A 20805-nucleotide genomic window follows, 5' to 3' on the forward strand; every position below is an offset into this window, starting at 1 on the left:
GCCGGTCGCGCGGGGGACTTGCCCAGTCGCCCGCGCCGGACATTCTTGGGATGAGGCGATCGCTTGGGACGGCCGTCGATAGCGGTTGCGACGGAGCGGCAAACGTCAGAAAAGACGAGCCAAATTCAACGGACGGCGCCTCACGGGGTCGGCCTCATCGTGTGGAGAAACCCATGGCCCGCATCACCCTGAGGCAGCTCCTGGACCATGCCGCCGAGCATGAATACGGCGTGCCGGCGTTCAACCTGAACAACATGGAGCAGGGCCTCGCCATCATGGCGGCGGCGGATGCCACCGATTCGCCCGTCATCCTCCAGGCGAGCAAGGGCGCGCGCGCCTACGCAAACGACATCGTACTCGCCAAGCTCATCGACGGCCTCGTCGAAGTCTATCCGCACATCCCCGTTTGCATGCACCTCGACCACGGCAGCGACGAGGCCACCTGCGCCACGGCGATCCAGTACGGATTCACGTCGGTGATGATGGACGGGTCGCTCAAGGCCGACGGCAAGACCCCGGCCGATTACGCCTACAACGTCGAGATCACCCGCAACGTGACGAGGATGGCCCATTGGGCCGGCGTGTCGGTGGAGGGCGAACTCGGCGTGCTCGGCTCCCTCGAGAGCGGCGAGGGCGAGGCCGAGGACGGCCACGGCGCCGAGGGCGTGCTCAGCCACGACCAGCTTCTGACCGATCCCGACGAGGCGGTGAAGTTCGTCGAAGCCACGAAGGTCGACGCCCTCGCGGTCGCCATGGGCACCAGCCACGGCGCCTACAAGTTCACGCGCAAACCCGACGGCGAAGTGCTCGCCATGAACGTGATCGAGGAGATCCATCGCCGACTGCCCACGACGCACCTCGTGATGCACGGCTCTTCCTCGGTGCCGCAGGACCTGCAGGACATCATCAATCAGTATGGCGGCGCGATGAAGCCGACCTGGGGCGTGCCGGTGGAGGAGATCCAGCGCGGCATCAAGCACGGCGTGCGCAAGATCAACATCGACACCGACAACCGCATGGCGATGACCGGGCAGATCCGGAAGATCCTCGCCGAGAACAAGGCCGAGTTCGATCCGCGCAAGTACCTCAAGCCCGCCATGGAGGCGATGACGAAGCTCTGCCGCCAGCGCTTCGAGGAGTTCGGCACCGCTGGTAAGGGCTCGAAGATCCGCCCGATCTCCGTGGCCAACATGGCCAAGCGCTACGCCGACGGCTCCCTCGATCCGAAGATCGGCGCGGCGCGCTGAGCGCCCGATCGTCCGGAGGGAACCCCATGGCCGAGCCCCGCACCCGCCTCGCCCTCTTGACCCCGCACCGGGTCGAGGCGGGGGACGCCGACGCCCTCGCGGCGGCCCTCACGGCGGCCTGCGCGGCCGGTGACGTCGCCGCCGTGATCCTGCGGCTCGCGCCCTCCGACGAGCGCAGCCTCGTGAACCTCGTCAAGCGCATAGGCCCGGCGGCGCAGGGCACCGGGGCGGCCCTCGTGGTCGCCTGTCCCGGATTCGCCGGCGACATCGTCAGCGTCTCCGCGCGGGGTGGCGCCGACGGCGTCCACCTCGACAAGGCGCGCGACGGAGACCTTGCCGAGCTGCGCGAGCGCCTCGACGACGGACGGATCCTCGGCGCCGGAGGTCACGAGCAGAAGCACGCGGCCATGGAAGCCGGCGAGGCCGGCGTCGATTACGTCATGTTCGGTGGCCTCTACGCCGATGGGATAGCGCCCGAGGCCGCGACGGTCCTCGACCGGGCCGCGTGGTGGACGGAGATCTTCGAGACGCCCTGTATCGCTGTGGCCCACGAAGCGGGCGAGATCGACGCCCTTGTGGCGACAGGCGTGGAATTTCTTGGGTTGGAAAGCGCCCTGTGGATGGGTGACGAAGCAGACGTAGCCGCGATCCAGGCAATCGTGACGGCGGCGGGGTCCGCCGCGTGAGGGCCATCGCGCCCCTAATCGCAGCAAACCTGGTGCTGACGGTGCCGGCCATGGCCGTGGCGGAAACGCCGCGACCGGCAACCGCCGTGGCACCGGGCGCGAACACGCAAACACCGCCGACGTCACAAGCGCCGCTCCCGAAGGCAGCCACGAAGGAAGTCTTCACCGCGCCGCTGAAGGAACTGCCGACGCCCTACACGCCCGGTGTGATGGGCGCCCGCCCGCCCACGGCGAACAAGGAAACCGATATCGCCTTCGGCGCCTATCAGCGCGGCCAATACACCACCGCCTTTCGCGAGGCGACGAAGCGGCTGACGGCCAACCCCAAGGACGCCGCGGCGATGACGCTGCTCGGTGAGCTCTACAACCAGGGCCTCGGCATCAAGCAGGACCCGAAGAAGGCCGCCGAATGGTATCGTCTGGCCGCTGCGCAAGGCGACATCCACGCCATGGCGTCGCTCGGCCTCATGTCCATCGACGGTCGCGGCGGCCCGAAGGATCTGAAGGCCGGTCAGCACTGGCTGGAGCAGGCCTCCGCGAAGGGTGATGCCACGGCCTCCTACAACCTCGCGCTGATCCTCCTCGGCACGGGCAAGGAAGCCGATCAGGCCCGCGCCGCGACGCTGTTCCGCAAGGCCGCCGACGGCGAGATCGGCGCCGCCCAGCACGATCTCGGCGTCCTCTATCTTCAGGGACGGGGCGTGCCGAAGGATCCAGCCCAGGCCGCCGAACTGTTTCGCCGGGCCGCCGACAATGGCGATCTCGCCGGTGAGGTCGAGTTCGCCATCCTGCTCTTCAACGGCACAGGGGTGCCCAAGGATGAGGTCCGGGCGGCGCGCTACTTCCTGCACGCGGCGTCGCGCGGCAACGCCATCGCCCAGAACCGCGTCGCGCGCCTCTACGCGTCCGGACGCGGCATACCGAAGAACACCGTGGAGGCCGCGGCCTGGAATCTCGCCGCCGCGGCGCAGGGCCTCTCCGACGGCTGGCTCGACCAGAACCTGACGGACCTGACACCCGAGGAGCGGACCCGCGCCGAGCGGATGGCCTCCGAGCGGGCCAACGTGAAGTAGACCGCCCGACCCCGACCGGGGATGAGGCCGGCGCCAAACATGCTATGGCCCTATCCACGCCGTATCGTCCCGACGTTCTTTGAATCGACCCGGACCCTTCAAGCGATGATCAGCTCACCCCTTATGACCGTTATGGTCGATGCCGTCCGCAAGGCCGCCCGTGGCCTCAAGCGCGACTACGGCGAGATCGAGAACCTTCAGGTTTCGCGTAAAGGGCCGGGCAACTTCGTCTCGGCGGCGGACCGCAAGGCCGAGGAGGTACTGCGCGACGCCCTGATGAAGGCCCGGCCCGGCTACGGCCTCGTGCTCGAGGAGTCCGGCATCGTCGAGGGGGCGGACAAGAGCCACACCTGGCACGTCGATCCCCTGGACGGCACCACCAACTTCCTCCACGGCATCCCGCATTTCGCCATCTCGGTCGGCCTTGAGCGCGAGGGCCAGATCGTGGCTGGCGTGATCTACGATCCGGCCAAGGACGAGCTGTTCGTGGCCGAGCGCGGCAAGGGCGCCTACCTCAACAACCGTCGCCTGCGCGTATCCGGCCGTGTCGACATGGCGGATGCCCTCGTGGCCTATGGCTCGCCGTATCTCGGGCGCGGCGACCATCCGAAACTCCTGCGCGAGGTCGCCGCCGTGATGGCGGTGAGCGGCGGAATCCGCCGGTTCGGTTCGGCAGCCCTCGACCTCGCCTATGTCGCGTGCGGACGCTCGGACCTGTACTGGGAGCGCGACCTGCAGACCTGGGACATCGCCGCGGGCATCATCCTCGTCCGCGAGGCCGGCGGCTTCGTCTCCAGCGCCGATGGCGGTGCCGAGCCCCTGGCGGCCCGTTCCGTCGCGGCCGGCAACGAGCATCTCCACGGGGACCTCGTGAAGCTCCTGCGCCGCGCCAACGCCTGAACCTACTCCCCTCGACACCGCCCCCGACGAAGGCCGCTGCCATGGATTCCCGCCGCCACATCGCCCTGAAGGAGTCGATCCGTTCGATTCCTGATTACCCGAAGCCCGGCATCGTGTTCCGCGACATCACCACCCTGCTCAGCGATCCGCGCGCCTTCCGGCGGGCGGTGGATGCCCTCGTGCATCCGTTCGCGGGCGGGCGGATCGATCAGGTCGCGGGCATTGAGGCGCGCGGCTTCATTCTCGGCGGAGCGGTGGCGCACCAGCTGTCGTCGGGGTTCGTGCCAATCCGCAAGAAGGGCAAACTACCCCACAAGACCGTCTCCATCGCCTACGCCCTGGAATACGGCACAGACGAGATGGAAATCCACGTGGACGCCATCAAGCCGGGCGACCGCGTGCTCCTGGTCGACGATCTCATCGCCACGGGTGGCACCGCCTGCGCCGCGGTCAACCTGCTGCGCCGGATCGGCGCCGAGGTGGTGGCGGCCTGTTTCGTCATCGATCTGCCGGAGATCGGCGGCGCCCAGAAGCTGCGCGACCTCGACGTGCCGGTGCGGACCCTGATGGAATTCGACGGCCATTGAGGCGGGGAGCTTCCTTCTCCCCTCAGCGGGAGAAGGTGGCCCGCGAAGCGGGTCGGATGAGGGGAGCACTGTCCTTATTCGAAGAGGTCAGCGCCGCCCCTCTCCCGGTCGTTTTGCTACCACCCTCCCCTGCAAAGGGGGGAGGGTTTTTGCCGCCTAAGCTGCCAAACTCGCGAAAAGCCCGCGTCCGTCCGTGCCACCGACCAAGTCTTCCACGAAGTTCTCCGGGTGGGGCATCAAGCCCAGCACGTTGAGCTTTTCCGAATAGATGCCCGCGATGGAGTTGAGCGAGCCATTGCGATTGGCATCCACCGTCAGGGCCCCCGACGCGTCGCAGTAGCGGAACGCGACGCGGCCATCACCTTCAAGACGCGCGATGGTATCGGCATCCGCGAAATAATTGCCTTCGCCGTGTGCCACGCAAACGTCGATCACCTGATCCTTGGCGTAAGCCGTGGTGAAGCGCGTGTCGGCGCGTTCCACCCGCAGCAACTGCCGATGGCAGATGAAGCGGCGATCGACATTGCGCATGAGTACGCCCGGCAGGAGACCGGATTCGCACAGGATCTGGAAGCCGTTGCAGATGCCCAGAACGAGGCCGCCGCGCGCCGCGTGCGCCCGCACGGCATCCATGGCGGCCGCCCGGCCCGCGATCGCGCCGCAGCGCAGGTAATCGCCATAGGAGAACCCGCCTGGCAGGACGGCGAGGTCGGTTCCAGCCGGCAGTTCGGTGTCGGCGTGCCAGACCTTCACCACTTCGGCCCCGGCCTGGGTGAGGGCGCGGGCCACGTCCGCGTCGCGGTTCGAGCCCGGAAAGACGACGATGGCGGCGCGCATCAGAGAATCTCGATCGCGTAGTTCTCGACCACGGTGTTGGCGAGAAGCTTTTCGCACGCGGCCTTGAGGGTCGCTTCGGCCGCCGCGCGATCGTCGCCGGCGAGCTCGACGTCGAATACCTTGCCCTGGCGCACCCCGTCGACGCCGGAGAGGCCGAACGAGGTCAGGGCCGCCTCGATCGCCTTGCCCTGCGGATCGAGCACGCCGGTCTTCAGGGTGACGATGATGCGTGCTTTCATGGGCCTGAACTCGACTGCGCGTGGCGGGGCGCCCCCGCGATAATCGGGAAACGCCGCCCTGGCAACGCGGACCGGCCCGTCGTCCCTAGCGGCGGGGCGTGGCGGGCGCGGTGCGCAGGGGCTCGATGCTGGTGGCCCGGCGCCAAAGCTGAAGCATCACCCAGGCGGCACAGAGGCTGAACAGGGCCATCAGCACGTGGCCGACGGTATCGCCCAGCTCGAAGATGCCGGCCAGCGCCCATCCGGCCGCGATAGCGACGGCGAAGACTTCCGTGCCGACCAGGACCATCATGCTGACGATCGTGATGAGATTGCGCGTGTTCACTGGCGTGGCGCCTCGTTTGTCGTTCCGTCACGACCGACCCTCATGGGGCCAGCGATGCCGCGAAGTAGCGCGATCCGGCGGGACCGCGCAACTTCGCAGGCATGCGCGTTACCGCGGCGCGCGCTTGGCCAGGATGCGCTGCAGGGTCCGGCGGTGCATGTTGAGACGCCGCGCCGTCTCCGAGACGTTGCGGCTACACAGCTCGTAGACCCGCTGGATGTGCTCCCAGCGCACCCGGTCGGCCGACATCGGATTTTCCGGTGGATCGGCGCGTTCGCCCGGCTGGGCCATGAGGGTGCCGTGAATCTCGTCGGCGTCGGCGGGCTTGGCGAGGTAGTCGAATGCGCCGAGCTTCACCGCCGTCACCGCCGTGGCGATGTTGCCGTACCCCGTGAGGATCACGCCGCGCGCTTCGGGGCGACGCTCCTTCAGACGGGCGATGACATCGAGGCCGTTGCCGTCGGCGAGACGCATGTCGATGACCGCGAAGGCGGGAGCCCGCGCGTCCACCATCGACACGCCTTCGGCGACGCTCTCGGCGACGTGGACCTCGTAGCCGCGCATCTCCATCGCACGGGCCAAGCGAGTGGAAAACGGCTTGTCGTCGTCGACGATAAGGAGGCTGCGATCGGCGAAGGCAGCCAGAGGATCGTTGTCGCCGAGGGGTATGATGTCGGCGCCGGGCGCCGTCGTTCCAGTCTGCGTCAGCATGCGACGCGTCTCCCTGAGTTCGGTGTGTCGGTTTCGCTACAACTTCAGAGGTTTATATAGGCACCGGATTGATCCTGATCAGGGGTTGGCACCTCCCCGTTCTGTGCATGTCGGCCTGCCGTAATGCCGCGCTCGAAAGCCTGACGCGTCCAGGACACGCGGACGACGGCGCCCGTCGCGGAGGACCCGGACGCGTTGGACAAGGTGAGCTGCGCTCCGGAGCGCTCGATGAGCGTCTTGGCGATGAAGAGACCGAGACCGAGGCCGGCGCCGGTGCTATCGCCCGAGCGGGTCCGGTCGGCTCCCCGCGTGGTCACGTAGGGCTCGCCCGCGCGGAGGAGCACCTCGCCGGAAAACCCCGGACCGTCGTCGCGCATCTCGAGCCAGACCTGATCGTAGGTCCAGCGCGCCTCGATGATCACCCGGGTCTCGGCGAAATCCACGGCGTTGTCGATGATGTTAGCCAGCCCGAACAGCACGCCGGGATTGCGCCGGCACGAGGGTTCGGGCCCCTCCCCCCGGCTCGTGACATCAAGGATGATGCCCATGGCGCGTTGGGGGTCGACGAGTTCCTCCACGAGGTGGCTCAGGGTCACGGTCTGGAGGAAGCCGGCTCCATCGCCGTCGAGAGAGGTCAGTTTGGACAGGATGCTGCGGCATCGGTCGACTTGATCCCTTAGCAGGGCCAGATCCTCGCGCACGCTCGGCGACGCCGTGGGCGCAAGCTGGCGGCTGAGTTCCTTCGTGACCACCATGATGGTGCCGAGCGGGGTGCCGAGTTCGTGCGCCGCCGCCGCCGCCAGGCCGTCGAGCTGCGACAGGTGCTGCTCGCGGGCCAGCACGAGTTCCGTAGCGGCCAGCGCCTGGGCGAGGAGACGGGTCTCCTCGGCGACCTTCCAGGCATAGACCCCCGTGAACGCCGTCCCGAGGAGGATCGCGGTCCAGACCCCGGAAATGTAGAGAAACGGCAGTTCGAGGCGCCCATCGGCGAACCACGGCAGGGGCCGGTGGACCAGCGCCAACAGGGTCGCGAGGCCGATGGCGAGGAGCCCCAACGCCAAGGTGCGCTCGGGCGGAAGGGCTGTCGCCGAGATCAGCACGGGTGCGAGGAACAGGAGCGAGAACGGGTTCTGCAGACCGCCTGTGAGGAACAGCAGGGCGGCAAGCTGGATGATGTCGAAGGCAAGGAGCAGCGCCGCGGAATCGTCGCTGAGGCGATAGCTCGCCGGAAACCGGATGCGGAGCGCCAGGTTCAGCCAGGACGAGGCGGCGATGACGAGGAAACACCACCCGAACGGCAGGGGCAGCCCGAGGCCGAACTGTGCCCCGACCACGGCGGCGCTCTGGCCGGTAATCGCGAGCCAGCGCAGGCGGACGAACGTATCGAGCCGCAGATGCCGCGCGTCGCGTCCGAGACCGTTGGTGCCGATATCCATCATGTCGTCAGAACGATAGGGCTTCGCGCGTGCACGTCCATCCCATCATGAGCAATCACTTCGCTCACAACCCAATCGGCCACCTTCTAATGTACGTTACCGTACGGAAAACACGAGGTCTTAACCGCAACGTCTCGTTGTCCCTGGACAATCGGCTGAAACGCCGCTCCATGGACTTGTCGTCGCGGGTTTCGCCCTAAGTCGGGGCGAGCCTGGCAATGAACGGACAGGCGCGATGCGCGGGCGCCATCGGCCGACCGCGCGGCCTCGAGAAGGGGAACGCCACGGTGAACCTAGCCTACTATTGGTACGAGACCGCCCGGATCATGACGACGCCGGCGCGGGTCGCCGCCGACATGATCAAGCACAGCCTCGAGAACCCGGCCAATCCCCTCGCGTACGGTCCGTACGCCCGCAGCATGGCGGCGGCCTGCGAGATGTTTGAGCGCGTGACGCGACGCTATGCCAAGCCGGCCTTCGGGCTCAGCGGCACCTGGGTCGACGGCGTGAGCGTGCCGGTGAGCGAACGCGTGGTGTGGGAGCGTCCGTTCTGCCGGGCCATCACCTTCGACCGTGGGTTCGTCCGCGGACCCGGGGAGACGCAGCCCACGCTCCTCATCGTCGCTCCCATGTCGGGGCACTACGCCACTCTGCTGCGCGGCACGGTGGAGGCGATGCTGCCGAACCATCAGGTGTTCATCACCGACTGGACCGATGCCCGCATGGTGCCCCTCAGCGCCGGGCGCTTCGACCTCGACACCTACATCGATTACCTCATCGAGCTGTTCACGGCGCTGGGGCCAGACCTTCACGTGATGGCCGTGTGCCAGCCCGCCGTCCCTGTGCTCGCCGCCATCGCGGTGATGGAGGCGCGGGGACAGAACCCCAGTCCCGTCTCCATGACTCTCATGGGTGGGCCCATCGACACCCGCCGCTCACCCACGGCCGTGAATTGCCTCGCCCAGGAGCGTGGCACGGAGTGGTTCGAGCGCAACTGCATCACCACCGTGCCGGCGGGCTATCCAGGCGCGTGGCGCAGTGTCTATCCGGGGTTCTTCCAGCTCTCGGGCTTCATGGCGATGAACCTCGATCGCCACGTCAACGCCCATGCCGAGATGTTCGACCACCTCGTCACCGGAGACGGCGACTCCGCCGAGAAGCACCGGGACTTCTACGATGAGTATCTCGCGGTGATGGACCTCACGGCGGAGTTCTATCTGCAAACGGTCAAGACCGTGTTCGTCGACCACGCCCTACCCAAGGGGACGATGATGCACGCGGGCACGCCCGTCGACCTCGGGGCGATCCGGACCTGCGCCATTCTCGCCATCGAGGGCGAGAACGACGACATTTCCGGTGTCGGCCAGACCAAGGCGGCCCTCGACCTCACGCCGAACCTGGCTCCCGAGCGCAAGGACTATCACCTCCAGCAGGGGGTCGGACATTACGGGGTCTTCAACGGCTCGCGCTACCGCACGGTGATCGCGCCCCGCATCGCCGAATTCATCCGCGCCATGCAGGCCCGCCCCGCCCTCTCGCACGAGGCGACGGCCTGAGGCGGCACACCCCCAGCAATTCGACCGGACCCGATGGCGGCGGGGCGCCGGCCCCGCTAAGCTGTGCCCATGCGATTAGCCCTGCTGCGCGGGCCGGACCCGGACCATCTCGACGTCGTCCATGAGGGCGAGACCTTTCGCGTCGCCCTGCGGCGTCGGCCGACGGCGCGACGGTTGACCCTGCGGGTGTCGAGCGCCACGGGCGAAGTCGTGATGACCCTGCCGGCCCGGACCTCGCTGGCGGTGGCTCAGAAATTCGCGGTGGGCCATGGCGGCTGGATCGCCATGCGTCTGGCGAAGCTGCCGGAGCGGATCACCTTCCAGGCCGGCGCAATCCTGCCCCTGCGCGGCGTGCCGCATCGGATCCTGCATCGCGGTGTCTCGGGCGGCCTGACGCGGATCGAACAGGGCGCGGACGATCCCGTGATCTCGGTGGCCTGCGAGGCGCCCCATATTGCCCGGCGGATCGGCGATTTCCTGGAGCGCGAGGCGCGGCGCGACCTGATGGCGGCGGTGACAGCCTACACGGCGGCCATCGGCCAGGCGCCGACGCGCATCACCGTGCGGGACACACGGAGCCGCTGGGGCTCCTGCACGGCGCAGGGCGCTTTGAATTTCTCGTGGCGGCTGATCCTGGCGCCGCCCGTGGTGCTCGACTACCTCGTCGCCCACGAGATGGCGCATCTCCGGGAGATGAACCACTCGTCCCGGTTCTGGAGTCTCGTCGGCTCCATCTGCCCGAATGTCGACGAGGCGGAACGCTGGCTCAAGCGCAACGGCGCGAGCCTGCATCGCTACGGCTGAACGCTCAGCCCTTGACGCGCAGGACGCGGCGGCGCGAGCCGGGCTCCTCCGGCCAGGTCGGGCGGGCGTCGACCTCGCCCGGGTAGAGCGTCCGCGGCGCGACGTTGTCGCAGATCTCGCGCTGGCGCAGGATCACCGGCTGACCGAACTCGTCGCGACGGCGAATGATCCCGCCCTCATGGCAGAAACCGGCGAGTTCGGCGGACGAACCGCTGCGGCGTCCGCCAGGCGTCCGGGCGATGGGCCGGTGTTCGACGACGAGGGGACCGTCGCGGTTGAGGGAGTGCTCGATATAGGTGGTCTCGTCGACGGGCAGTGAGCCAGCCCCCGCCGGTACGACGCCGATCAGGAGCAGAAGGGCGGGAAGGGCGCAGGATCGCATGGCATTCGTCCGTCTTGAAGCGTGACCGTCGGGTTTAAGACCTGGGCGCAACCGGCGATAGTCTCTCGCGGGGCGTTGTTTCCGAGGAGACATTTCGGCCGAGCACGTCAAGAAATCGCTCATCGATATGGATCAGCGCGACCAACAGTCCAGGGATCGCGGCAGTGCCGTTCACGAAATACCTGCCGGGCCGTCGTGTTCGAAGCCAGAACCGGGTGCCACCGCGAAGGTCGTGAAGCGCGCTTTGGACCATCACACCTCACCGCCGAGGACTCGGGTGCCATGTCAGGCGGCAAGATCGTCCCTTCCTCCGGCAAGAATTGCCGCCCTCCAAAGTCAGGAGCCCAACCGAAAAGACAGCCATCCGCACAACCCTTTGTTTTAATTAAGTTGAGAGGAATGCGCTCCGTGGTCTACGCCTTGCTTGGTTAAGAAAGCTTACACCATCCAGGCGAGGTCCCCCCATGAAGGTATCGAGCATCACCGCTTCCTCGGCATGGCCCGTTTCCAAGTCCGCGAGCACGCGCACCGCCACCAAGGATACCGACACCACATCGTCGGACAGCGTGGCCGGCGACTTTCTCAAGTACGCCAAGATGTCGCCGCTGGAGCGAATGCGGGCCAACATCCTCAAGGGCATGAATATGACCGAGGACCAGTTGAGCGCCCTGTCCCTGCAGGAGCGGCAGACGGTCGAGGATCAGATCAAGGATCAGGTCAAAAAGTTGATGGCCAACAACGGCGGTACGGACCGGCTCGTCGACATCCGGGCCTGACCACCATGCAGTCCCCGTGACACGGAACATCGTCGACTGAGCGATCGCCGCATCACGGGGTGCCGTACCGGATCACATCCGCTCAGTTGAGGAGCAGATTCTGCGGCCGTGTCTCGGCCGCGAGGGTGTCGCCGACGGTGAGGCCGAGGGGTCCGAGGCGCACGGGCACCGCTTCACCATCGTGGATCGCTCCCGACAGCAGTTGTTCGGCCAGACGATCCTGCACCGCCTTCTGGATCACGCGCTTGAGGGGGCGAGCCCCGTAGGCCGGGTCGTAGCCCTTGTCGGCGAGCCAGTCGCGCGCCTCGGGCTCGACGTCGATAATGATCTTGCGCTCGTCCAAGAGCTTCTGCAGCCGTTCGAGCTGGATATCGACGATGGCGCCCATTTCCGACCGCTTGAGGCGGTGGAACAGGATGATCTCGTCGATCCGGTTCAGGAATTCCGGACGGAAGTGGTGGCGGACCACCCCCATTACCTCGTCGCGCACGGATTCGGTGTCTTCGCCCTCGGCCTGATTGACGAGGTATTCGGACCCGAGGTTCGAGGTCATGATGAGAAGCGTGTTGCGGAAATCCACCGTGCGCCCCTGCCCATCCGTCAGACGCCCGTCGTCGAGCACCTGCAGCAGGACGTTGAACACGTCCGGATGCGCCTTCTCGACCTCGTCGAAGAGGACGACCTGATACGGCCGGCGCCGCACGGCCTCGGTCAGCGCACCGCCTTCCTCGTAACCGACGTAACCGGGAGGCGCGCCGATGAGGCGGGCCACCGCGTGCTTCTCCATGTATTCCGACATGTCGATGCGGACCAAGGCGGTGTCGTCGTCGAACAGGAATCCGGCCAGGGCCTTCGTCAGCTCGGTCTTGCCGACGCCCGTCGGCCCGAGGAACATGAACGAGCCGATGGGCCGGTTCGGATCCTGCAAGCCGGCCCGTGCCCGGCGCACGGCGGTCGCGACCGCCTCCACCGCCTCGCGCTGGCCCACCACCCGCTTCGACAGGGCCGCCTCCATGGCGAGCAGCTTCTCGCGCTCTCCCTCCAGCATCTTGTCCACGGGCACGCCGGTCCAGCGCGAGACGACCCCGGCGATGTGGGCCGGCGTCACCGCCTCCTCGACCATGCCGTCGCGGTCGACGGCCGCTTCGGCCGCCGCCTCGATCTCGGCGAGCTGCTTCTCCAGGCCCGGCACGACGCCGTAGGCAAGTTCGCCGGCGCGCTGGTACTGGCCCTGGCGCTGCGCATTGGCGAGTTCGGTCCGGGCCTCGTCGAGGCGTTTCTTGAGGTCGGCCGCGGCTCCGAGCTTGTCCTTCTCCGCCTTCCAGCGCGAGGTGATGGCGGCGGATTGCTCCTCGAGGTCGGCGAGCTCCTTCTCGAGGCGCACGAGGCGGTCGCGCGACGCGGTGTCGGTCTCCTTCTTCAGGGCCTCGCCCTCGATCTTCCGGCGCACGATCTCGCGGTCGATGTTGTCGAGCTCCTCGGGCTTCGAATCGACCTGCATGCGCAGGCGCGAACCTGCTTCGTCCATGAGGTCGATGGCCTTGTCGGGCAGGAAGCGGTCGGTGATGTAGCGGTTCGACAGGGTGGCGGCGGCCACCAGGGCCGCATCCTGGATGCGCACCCCGTGGTGCTGCTCGTACTTCTCCTTGATACCGCGCAGGATCGAGACCGTGTCCTCGATGGTCGGTTCGGACACGAAGACCGGCTGGAAGCGGCGGGCGAGGGCCGCGTCCTTCTCGACGTGCTTGCGGTACTCGTCGAGGGTGGTGGCGCCGACGCAGTGAAGTTCGCCGCGCGCGAGGGCGGGCTTGAGGAGGTTCGAGGCGTCCATCGCCCCGTCCGCCTTGCCGGCGCCGACCAGGGTGTGCATCTCGTCGATGAACAGGATGATGCCGCCCTCGGCCGCCGTGACCTCGGAGAGCACGCCCTTCAGGCGCTCCTCGAACTCGCCGCGATACTTCGCCCCGGCGATGAGGGCGCCCATGTCGAGGGCGAGCAGGCTCTTCTCCTTCAGGCTCTCGGGCACGTCGCCATCGATGATGCGCAGGGCCAATCCTTCGACGATCGCGGTCTTGCCGACGCCGGGCTCGCCGATGAGGACAGGATTGTTCTTCGTGCGCCGCGACAGAACCTGAATCGTGCGGCGGATCTCCTCGTCGCGGCCGATGACGGGATCGAGCTTGCCCTCGCGGGCCGCCTCCGTCAGATCGCGGGCGTACTTCTTGAGCGCGTCGTAGGCATTCTCCGCCGTGGCGTTGTCGGCGGTGCGGCCCTTGCGCAGGGCGTTGATGGCGCCGTTGAGGGAAGCCGGGGTCACGCCGGCGGCAGCGAGGGCCTTGCCCGCCTCCGTGTCCTTCTCCACCGCGAGGGCGAGGAGCAGGCGCTCCACGGTAACGTAGGAATCGCCGGCCTTCTCGGCCGCCTTCTCGGCGGTATCGAACAGGCGCACGAGTTCGCGCGTCGCCTGGGGCTGCGACGCATTGCCGGAGACCTTCGGCTGCTTGGCGAGCCACGCCTCGACTTGCGCCAACGCCACGCGCGACTGCCCGCCGGCGCGGTCGATGAGACCGGCGCACAGGCCTTCGGGATCGTCGAGCAGCACCTTGAGGAGATGCCCGGGCTGCAATTGCGGATGCCCCTCGCGCATGGCCAGGGTCTGCGCCGACTGGACGAAGCCGCGCGCGCGTTCGGTGTAGATTTCGAAGTTCATGTCCGCCACCTTTCCCGTACCGGCCCGGTCCCGCCCGCGTGATGCAGCACGGCCTCACCGAAACGATGTCCCCCGGCCCGAGTTTCCAGGAACTCGCCGCGAGAACCCCGGCACCACGATGGTCTCCGGTCTCCAAGATGTGGTGTTGCAATTTCGCACCACAAGGGGCTTGGACCGGTCTCGTGCCGGGCGCCGACGGGGAAATCGATCGGCCGCTTGCGCCGTCCGGGGTCGGGAGGCCATGCTCGTGCGATGACCTCCGATCTGCATCTGGCCGCCCTCCACCGCTATCCCGTAAAGGGCCTGTCCCCCGAACGCCTCGACACCGCAGCCCTCGATGCCGGCGGGTACTTTCCGGGTGATCGCTTGTTTGCCGTCGAGAACGGCCCATCGGGGTTCGACCCGAGGGCGCCCATCCACCAGCCCAAGATCAAGTTTCTCATGCTCATGCGGCACGAGGCGCTCGCCTGCCTCGACGTACGCTACGCGGCGGACGAGAACAGCCTGACGATCCGGCACGGGGGCCAGATCGTTGCACGTGGTGACCTCGGGACGGCGGAGGGACGCGCCGTCATCGCGGGCTTTCTCGCCGACTATCTGCCCGAGGCCCTGCGAGGACCGCTGGCGGTTCTCGCCGCCCCGGACGGCTTCCGCTTCACCGATTCACCGCGCGGCTACGTTTCGCTGCTCAACCTCGCGAGCGTCGCGGCCATCGAGACCATGACGGGCGCGGCCGTCGATCCCTTACGATTTCGGGCCAACCTCCACATCGCGGGCCTCGCGGCATGGCGCGAACTCGACCTCGTGGGTCGGACGCTCACAACGCCGGACGGCGTGGCCTTACGGGTCCTCAAGCGCACCGAGCGTTGCGCCGCGACCAATGTCGATCCGGTCACGGGGCTTCGCGATCTCGCGATCCCCCACACCCTGTCGCGCCACCTCGGCCACACGGATTGCGGCGTCTATGCTGAGGTGGTGGCCGGCGGCGTCCTCAAGGTCGGCGACCGCCTCGATCTGGCCGAAACGTCCCACTGACGACGGGATCGCCCGGTTCGGCGTGGGCCATGCCGCCGGATCAGATCGCGTCCCGGGGCACGAGCACCACGGCCGCCGCGTAGCCGGCCCGCCGGAGCCGACGCAGGTCGGCGTGACGGCGCTCGCAGGTGACCTTGAGATAGCGGTCGTCGCCCTCCAGCAGATTGGTGGACGCGGCCACCACCTGCCCGTGGACCAGGCATTCCATCGGCGTGCGCGCGGGGGACACGATGACGTCGAGGGCCGTTGCCCGCGAGCAATGATCGGTGGGGACGAGGGACGCGCAGACGAGGGCAACGGACAGCAGATCGGACATAACGGACCCCTTGTTCGAATGGCGAAGAAGGTCCGCGGAGTTGCTCGGGCGTTCGAGCGGCCGCGTGATCGTTGTCTCGAGCGTTCCCCAAAATACCGTTTCTGAAAGTCTTCTTGGCGTTCGATGACGGGCACGCATACCGCGTGCCACGAGATTTGCCCGGCGGGCGTCTCTGGAGAGCGCCGGTGCGCGCCGCCCGTTCAATCGCCGCTTTGGGGCAGAACCGACCCGGACTCGGCACGCGGCAGCAGGGCCGCCACGGCATCGAGGTCGACGATGTAGTTCTCCGTCAGTTGATGCCAGAGATCCGCCGTCGAGGACGCTTCGGCGCCGAAGCGATAGAGTGCGGTGAGAAGCGGGCCGGGACTGGTAAGAGTCGGGCGGGCAACGAATAGATCGGCGTCAAGCATCGGCTTAAGCCCCTGGGCGACAAGTCTTATCATCGCGGATGACGGTAAAATTTCCATAAATGTCCGGCTCGAAACCTAAAGAAACGCCTTTTTCAAGTGATCGATCGTCACGGCGGAATCCTCGGCGCCCGCGTTCCGCCGAGGACGGATCGAGTCCAACGGCGTGGCAGGAAAAATGGCCGGGAACCGGAGCCTTCGGGCGGGCGTCTCTAAACCCGTATCTCCCGCGATACGCCGGATCTCGACGAGTAGACGATGGACGCTCAGCCCCTGCCCGCTTCCGCCTTCACGGCGCCCGCCATCCTTCTGTCAGGCACCGTCGATCAGGACATGTACAAGGATTTCCGAAGCCAGCTCGACGCGGCGGCGGACCGGGATTTCGTCGTCGTCGAACTTTCGACCCTGGGCGGCGATCCGGAAGTGGCGCGTATGATGGGGGAGGACATCCGCTTCGCCAGCGCCCTCGACCCGCATCGGCGGATCGTCTTCCTGGGTAAAGCCGCCATCTACTCGGCGGGCACCACCTTCATGAGCTTCTTTGCCCGCTCCAACCGCTATCTCACGCGCGGCACGCGCCTGATGATCCACGAGCGGAAGATCGCCAAGACCCTGACGATCAACGGCCCACTGACCACCTGCATCGCCACGGTGAAGGCCGCGCTCCATGAGCTGGAATGTTCCATCGAGATCCAGAACGAAGGCTTCGCCAATCTCGTCATCGGCTCCACCGTGACCCTCGACGAAGTCCTCACCCGCGCGCCGTCGAACTGGTACATCGAGGCCGACGAGGCGCGCCGCCTCGGCCTGATCGAGGCCGTGATCTAGAAGGGTTGGGACGAGGTCCCGCGACGCGGCGCACAAAAATCCCGCCCGGCTGCTTCGCAGAGTCACATGCCTGGGTTAGAAACCCGGCGCCGTGCAAGCTCGCCCGGCACGCATCGAGGAACGAGCCCCACGATGAAAGACCCGTTGCCGAACGTGCACGTGCGTGCCGAGGTTCTGGTTCAGGCGCTGCCGCACATGCAGCGTTACGATCAGGAGATCGTCGTCATCAAGTATGGCGGGCACGCCATGGGCGACCGGGCCGCGGCGGAGGATTTCGCCGAGGACATCGTTCTGCTCGAGCAATCCGGCCTCAAGCCGATCGTTGTGCATGGCGGCGGGCCGCAGATCGGTCGGATGCTCGGGCGGCTCGGCATCGAATCCGAATTCAAGGGCGGTCTTCGCGTGACCGACGAGGCCACCGTCGAGGTGGTCGAGATGGTCCTGGCCGGGTCCATCAACAAGCAGATCGTCGGGTGGATCTCGGCCGAGGGCGGCCGCGCCATCGGCCTGTGCGGCAAGGACGGCAACATGGTGCGGGCCAAGAAGGCCCTGCGCACGGTCGTCGATCCGGAGAGCAAGGCGGAGACGGAGATCGATCTCGGCCTCGTGGGCGAGCCCGACCACGTCGAGCGCGGCGTCCTTGACGCGGTGCTGAAGGCCGAACTGATTCCGGTCCTCGCCCCCGTGGCGTTCGGGGCAGACGGACAGACCTACAACGTCAACGCCGACACCTTCGCGGGTGCCATCGCGGGGGCGCTGCGGGCCAAGCGCCTGCTGCTCCTCACCGACGTGCCGGGCGTCCTCGACAAGGACAAGAAGCTCATCCCCGAACTGACCCTCGAAGATTGCCGGCGCCTCATCGCCGACGGCACCATCACGGGCGGCATGATCCCGAAGGTCGAAACCTGCATCTACGCCCTCGAGCAGGGCGTGGAAGCGGTGGTCATCCTCGACGGCAAGGTGAGCCATGCCGTGCTGCTGGAGCTGTTCACCGATTACGGTGCCGGCACCCTCATCCGCCGGAGCTGACGACCGGGATCCGGCTCGCCTCCTCGGCGAGCCGGCGCAGGGGTGCGGAATGCGGCGATCGGCATTCCCGCGAACAGTAGAGCTTCCTTTTTCGCCAAGCTGCCCCATCTTAGCCGTCCCGGCCGGATCACCCGGCCCGCATCCAAGTCGTACCGCCTTGTTCCTTCCCGGCGAAAGCCACTTCACCTCCGCCGGCTCCCGAGGCTTCGACCATGTCGATACCTGGGTGTTCGACCTCGACAACACGCTCTATCCGAGCGACGCGCGGGTCTGGCCGCAGGTGGACGAGCGCATCACCCTCTACGTGATGCGCCTCTATGGGCTCGACGGCCTCTCCGCCCGAGCCCTTCAGAAGTATTTCTATCATCGCTACGGCACCACGCTGAAGGCGCTGATGACCGAGGCGGCCATCGACCCGCACGATTTTCTCGACTTCGCCCACGACATCGACCACTCCACCATCGCCCTCGATCCGGCGCTCGGCACCGCCATTGCGGATCTGCCCGGACGCAAGCTCATTCTCACCAACGGATCGCGGCGGCACGCCGAGAGCGTGGCGCGCAAGATCGGGATCCTCGATCATTTCGAGGATGTGTTCGATATCGCCGATGCGGATTTCGTCCCGAAGCCCGAACGCTCGACCTACGAGCGTTTCCTCCTGCGCCATGGCGTCGATCCCCGCCGCTCGGCCCTGTTCGAGGACATCGCCCGCAACCTCGTGGTTCCCCATGAGATCGGCATGGCGACGGTGCTGGTGGTGCCCCGGACCCTCGACCCTTTCCGGGAGGCGTTCGAGCAGGAAGCCGTCCGGGAGGCGCATATCGACCACATCACCAGCGATCTCGCGGGCTTCCTCGCCGAGCGAATCCTGCCGGTGATCCGGTGAGCACGACAGCGGAGGACGACTGGGCCGGGCGTCATGCCCCGTCCCTCGCGGATATGGAAACCCTGGCGCGGGCGGCCTTCGAAGCTCTGCCCGAGGAATTCCGCGCCCTGTGTCCGGGAGTGATCGTCCACGTCGAGGATTTCCCCGACGACGAGACCTTGACGGAGATGGACTGCGCCAGCGAGTTCGATCTGCTGGGCCTCTTCCGGGGGATCGGGCTCGCCCAGGCCGGCGACATCGCGACGGGTCAGATGCCGAACCAAATCTGGCTCTATCGCCGACCCCTGTTGGACTACTGGGCCGAGCACGAGGAGACCCTCGGGCACCTCGTCACCCATGTCCTCGTCCACGAGATCGGACACCATTTCGGTCTGTCGGACGGCGACATGGAGGCCATCGAGGCGCGCGCCGACACCTGAACCGGCGGGTCGGAATTGCCCGACCGCCGCCGTCAGGGCGTCTCGTGCTGGGGGAGCTGGCTCGCCTTGGGACGCCGGGTGCGGAACTGGCCGCGTGCGACGGCAACGAAGCTCAGGATCGCCACGGTCAGGGTGGTCAGCCACCACATCACCGTCAGACCGACGCCGATGCACGCGATGGTGAAGGCCGCCGCGAAGGCCGCCATGGCACCGGGAACGAGCACGGGGGTCTCGCGACCGCCCCGCCGGATCGCGGCATGGAGCGCGAAAGCTGCCGCGAAGGCACCCACGATGCCGAGTTCGTACCACAGCTCGAACAGAAGGGTGGTGGGCGCGTTGGCGGGCAGGAGATTGACGATCCGCCCGCGCAGGGCGGTTTCGAACCCGTGCCCGGTCACGAGACGCAGGGGCTCGGTGGTGACGATCTTCTGCCAGACCTTCAGGGACAGGGCACCGGGCGAGACCGGGCCGAACAGGGCCGACGCGACGGGACGCGCGAGGAACGGCAGCAGGGGGGCCGCCACGAGGAGCAGCGCCGCGCCGAGGCTCGCCACCGTGATGCCCAGAGACGGCCGCAGGGTCGTGAGGGCGAAAGCGGCCGCTCCCACGGCGAGGGCGGCAAGCTGGGGAGCGTTCGGCGAGACCACGAGCGCCGCCGCCACGAGCAGCGCGAGGCCGAGGGATTCGAGATCGCGGCCGCGTGACCGCAGCCACGCCACCGCCGGCCAGACCAGAAGCGCCAGGAGCGTCAGGCCCCGATCGAGCGTGCCGTCGACATCCCCCGAAGGACCGGCGAAGCGATGCTCGAACAGGCCGAGGAGGATCGCAACGAGGGCCGCCGCCGCCGTCCCCACGGGCAGAAGATAGAGATTGGCCGAGCGCATCCGCTCCGGCAGGGAGAGGTAGCCCGCGATGGTGAGGAGGATCGTCGCGATCAGATTGAGCAACCGCTCCGTCGCCAGATCCGGAAACGGCGTCCAGACCAGGGACAGGATCGCCCACAGGATGAGGAGGAGCCCGGCGAGCCAGGCCGGCCTGCGCAGGAGGCGGAGCGCGGCGGGCCGCCACGGGCCGGACTTTCCGTCGATGGCGCTGGCGAGGACGAGGAGCACGACGGCGATGGGGGCGAGGATCACCGCCGCGCGGCGGCCCATCTGGGCCGTTGCCGGGACGATGACGAACAGGCCGAGGAATCCGATGCGCCGCAGGAGCGCGGCGGCATCGAGGGCCGGATCGACGGAGGGATGGGACGCACGCGCCATGATTGCGACAGTCAGCCGTGAACCGGCGCCACGAGTTCACCCGCGCGCTACGCCGCCAGTCGTAGTGCAGCCGCCCCGGTCGGGCTGTAGAGACCGGGCAACACCTGTGCCCCGACGGACACGCATCCGGCGACCGCCGCCGTTCCTTCGGATTATGGCGGTGGCGAGCCGCCGCCATGGACGGTGGTCCCCTCCCCGCGGTTACGACGCCGAGGAGAGATCGACGGGGGAATCGACGGGTCCGAAAGGAAGTTCGGGAATGCCGTCGGAGCCTGCTTGACAGCTCAGGCGGCCGAACATACACCGCCGACACCGCAGCGGAGACGAGGCGGGACGCCACGCGGGCGTAGCTCA

General features: G+C 67.5%; 23 protein-coding genes. 13 read left to right on the forward strand and 10 right to left on the reverse strand.

All coding sequences use genetic code 11. The annotated features are described in order from the left end of the window. Positions 1-173 precede the first annotated feature (173 nt). The 5 genes from fba (at position 174) to MFF01_RS15930 (ending at position 4493) form a co-directional block, all read left to right on the forward strand. Positions 174-1247, forward strand: a complete 1074-nt coding sequence (gene fba / locus MFF01_RS15910) for a class II fructose-bisphosphate aldolase (RefSeq protein ID WP_238226959.1) — start codon at positions 174-176, stop codon at positions 1245-1247. 26 nt (positions 1248-1273) lie between these two features. After that, positions 1274-1933: a thiamine phosphate synthase gene (locus MFF01_RS15915; RefSeq protein WP_238226960.1), complete on the forward strand. Its 660-nt coding sequence runs from the start codon at positions 1274-1276 to the stop codon at positions 1931-1933. Positions 1934-1983: 50 nt separating this feature from the next. Continuing rightward, positions 1984-3006 carry a tetratricopeptide repeat protein gene (locus tag MFF01_RS15920; RefSeq protein ID WP_444543509.1) on the forward strand — a complete coding sequence of 341 codons (1023 nt, stop codon included), beginning with the start codon at positions 1984-1986 and terminating at the stop codon, positions 3004-3006. A gap of 105 nt (positions 3007-3111) precedes the next feature. Then, positions 3112-3906, forward strand: a complete 795-nt coding sequence (locus MFF01_RS15925) for an inositol monophosphatase family protein (protein ID WP_238226962.1) — start codon at positions 3112-3114, stop codon at positions 3904-3906. A 41-nt stretch (positions 3907-3947) separates the two neighbouring features. Further along, positions 3948-4493: an adenine phosphoribosyltransferase gene (locus tag MFF01_RS15930; RefSeq protein ID WP_238226963.1), complete on the forward strand. Its 546-nt coding sequence runs from the start codon at positions 3948-3950 to the stop codon at positions 4491-4493. Between the two features lie 156 nt (positions 4494-4649). Here MFF01_RS15930 and purQ read toward each other — a convergent pair whose 3' ends face one another. The 5 genes from purQ to MFF01_RS15955 all read right to left on the reverse strand — a co-directional run bounded on the left by purQ (position 4650) and on the right by MFF01_RS15955 (position 8044). Beyond that, positions 4650-5330, reverse strand: coding sequence for a phosphoribosylformylglycinamidine synthase subunit PurQ (purQ, locus tag MFF01_RS15935; RefSeq protein WP_238226965.1), 681 nt, complete (start codon positions 5328-5330; stop codon positions 4650-4652). Further along, positions 5330-5569: a phosphoribosylformylglycinamidine synthase subunit PurS gene (purS, locus tag MFF01_RS15940; protein WP_238226967.1), complete on the reverse strand. Its 240-nt coding sequence runs from the start codon at positions 5567-5569 to the stop codon at positions 5330-5332. The genes purQ and purS overlap by 1 nt, the downstream gene beginning before the upstream one ends. An 85-nt stretch (positions 5570-5654) precedes the next feature. Further along, positions 5655-5894, reverse strand: a complete 240-nt coding sequence (locus MFF01_RS15945; RefSeq protein WP_238226968.1) for a hypothetical protein — start codon at positions 5892-5894, stop codon at positions 5655-5657. A gap of 108 nt (positions 5895-6002) precedes the next feature. Then, positions 6003-6605, reverse strand: a complete 603-nt coding sequence (locus tag MFF01_RS15950; protein ID WP_238226969.1) for an ActR/PrrA/RegA family redox response regulator transcription factor — start codon at positions 6603-6605, stop codon at positions 6003-6005. A gap of 44 nt (positions 6606-6649) precedes the next feature. Further along, positions 6650-8044, reverse strand: a complete 1395-nt coding sequence (locus MFF01_RS15955) for an ActS/PrrB/RegB family redox-sensitive histidine kinase (RefSeq protein WP_238226970.1) — start codon at positions 8042-8044, stop codon at positions 6650-6652. A gap of 284 nt (positions 8045-8328) precedes the next feature. Between MFF01_RS15955 and MFF01_RS15960 the strand changes: the two genes are divergently transcribed. Both MFF01_RS15960 and MFF01_RS15965 read left to right on the forward strand, forming a co-directional pair. Beyond that, the gene (locus MFF01_RS15960) at positions 8329-9597 is read left to right on the forward strand and encodes a polyhydroxyalkanoate depolymerase (RefSeq protein ID WP_238226988.1); all 1269 of its coding nucleotides are present in this window, start codon (positions 8329-8331) and stop codon (positions 9595-9597) included. A gap of 69 nt (positions 9598-9666) precedes the next feature. Continuing rightward, entirely contained in the window at positions 9667-10401 is a 735-nt protein-coding gene (locus tag MFF01_RS15965) for a M48 family metallopeptidase (RefSeq protein ID WP_238226971.1), read from the forward strand. A 4-nt stretch (positions 10402-10405) separates the two neighbouring features. On the opposite strand, the gene MFF01_RS15970 is transcribed toward MFF01_RS15965, so the two are convergent. Next, positions 10406-10783: a hypothetical protein gene (locus tag MFF01_RS15970; RefSeq protein ID WP_238226972.1), complete on the reverse strand. Its 378-nt coding sequence runs from the start codon at positions 10781-10783 to the stop codon at positions 10406-10408. Between the two features lie 464 nt (positions 10784-11247). Here MFF01_RS15970 and MFF01_RS15975 point away from each other — a divergent pair, with 464 nt between their 5' ends. Then, positions 11248-11559 carry a hypothetical protein gene (locus tag MFF01_RS15975; protein WP_238226973.1) on the forward strand — a complete coding sequence of 104 codons (312 nt, stop codon included), beginning with the start codon at positions 11248-11250 and terminating at the stop codon, positions 11557-11559. A gap of 82 nt (positions 11560-11641) precedes the next feature. Here the strand turns inward: MFF01_RS15975 and clpB are convergent, their stop codons facing one another. Next, entirely contained in the window at positions 11642-14269 is a 2628-nt protein-coding gene (gene clpB, locus MFF01_RS15980; RefSeq protein WP_238226974.1) for an ATP-dependent chaperone ClpB, read from the reverse strand. A 252-nt stretch (positions 14270-14521) separates the two neighbouring features. Between clpB and MFF01_RS15985 the strand changes: the two genes are divergently transcribed. Continuing rightward, complete coding sequence (locus tag MFF01_RS15985; protein ID WP_238226975.1) at positions 14522-15304, forward strand: MOSC domain-containing protein; 783 nt, start codon at positions 14522-14524, stop codon at positions 15302-15304. Positions 15305-15344: 40 nt separating this feature from the next. Here the strand turns inward: MFF01_RS15985 and MFF01_RS15990 are convergent, their stop codons facing one another. Then, positions 15345-15620 carry a hypothetical protein gene (locus MFF01_RS15990; protein ID WP_238226976.1) on the reverse strand — a complete coding sequence of 92 codons (276 nt, stop codon included), beginning with the start codon at positions 15618-15620 and terminating at the stop codon, positions 15345-15347. Positions 15621-15820: 200 nt separating this feature from the next. Further along, the gene (locus MFF01_RS15995; protein ID WP_238226977.1) at positions 15821-16030 is read right to left on the reverse strand and encodes a hypothetical protein; all 210 of its coding nucleotides are present in this window, start codon (positions 16028-16030) and stop codon (positions 15821-15823) included. Between the two features lie 255 nt (positions 16031-16285). On the opposite strand from MFF01_RS15995, the gene MFF01_RS16000 reads away from it, so the two are divergent. From MFF01_RS16000 to MFF01_RS16015, 4 genes are all read left to right on the forward strand, one after another. Then, a complete protein-coding gene (locus tag MFF01_RS16000; RefSeq protein WP_238226978.1) occupies positions 16286-16855 on the forward strand; it encodes a peptidase S14 in 570 nt (189 codons plus the stop codon). Between the two features lie 132 nt (positions 16856-16987). Continuing rightward, positions 16988-17884, forward strand: a complete 897-nt coding sequence (argB, locus tag MFF01_RS16005) for an acetylglutamate kinase (RefSeq protein WP_238226979.1) — start codon at positions 16988-16990, stop codon at positions 17882-17884. Positions 17885-18041: 157 nt separating this feature from the next. Next, the gene (locus MFF01_RS16010) at positions 18042-18770 is read left to right on the forward strand and encodes a pyrimidine 5'-nucleotidase (RefSeq protein ID WP_238226980.1); all 729 of its coding nucleotides are present in this window, start codon (positions 18042-18044) and stop codon (positions 18768-18770) included. Continuing rightward, positions 18767-19189 (forward strand): metallopeptidase family protein, encoded by a 423-nt coding sequence (locus tag MFF01_RS16015; RefSeq protein WP_373319776.1) that lies wholly within the window; start codon positions 18767-18769, stop codon positions 19187-19189. The genes MFF01_RS16010 and MFF01_RS16015 overlap by 4 nt, the downstream gene beginning before the upstream one ends. Before the next feature lie 32 nt (positions 19190-19221). Here MFF01_RS16015 and MFF01_RS16020 read toward each other — a convergent pair whose 3' ends face one another. Beyond that, positions 19222-20451, reverse strand: a complete 1230-nt coding sequence (locus MFF01_RS16020) for a peptide ABC transporter permease (RefSeq protein WP_238226981.1) — start codon at positions 20449-20451, stop codon at positions 19222-19224. Positions 20452-20805 lie beyond the last annotated feature (354 nt).

It is taken from the genome of Methylobacterium adhaesivum (genome assembly GCF_022179065.1).
Lineage (GTDB): Bacteria > Pseudomonadota > Alphaproteobacteria > Rhizobiales > Beijerinckiaceae > Methylobacterium > Methylobacterium adhaesivum.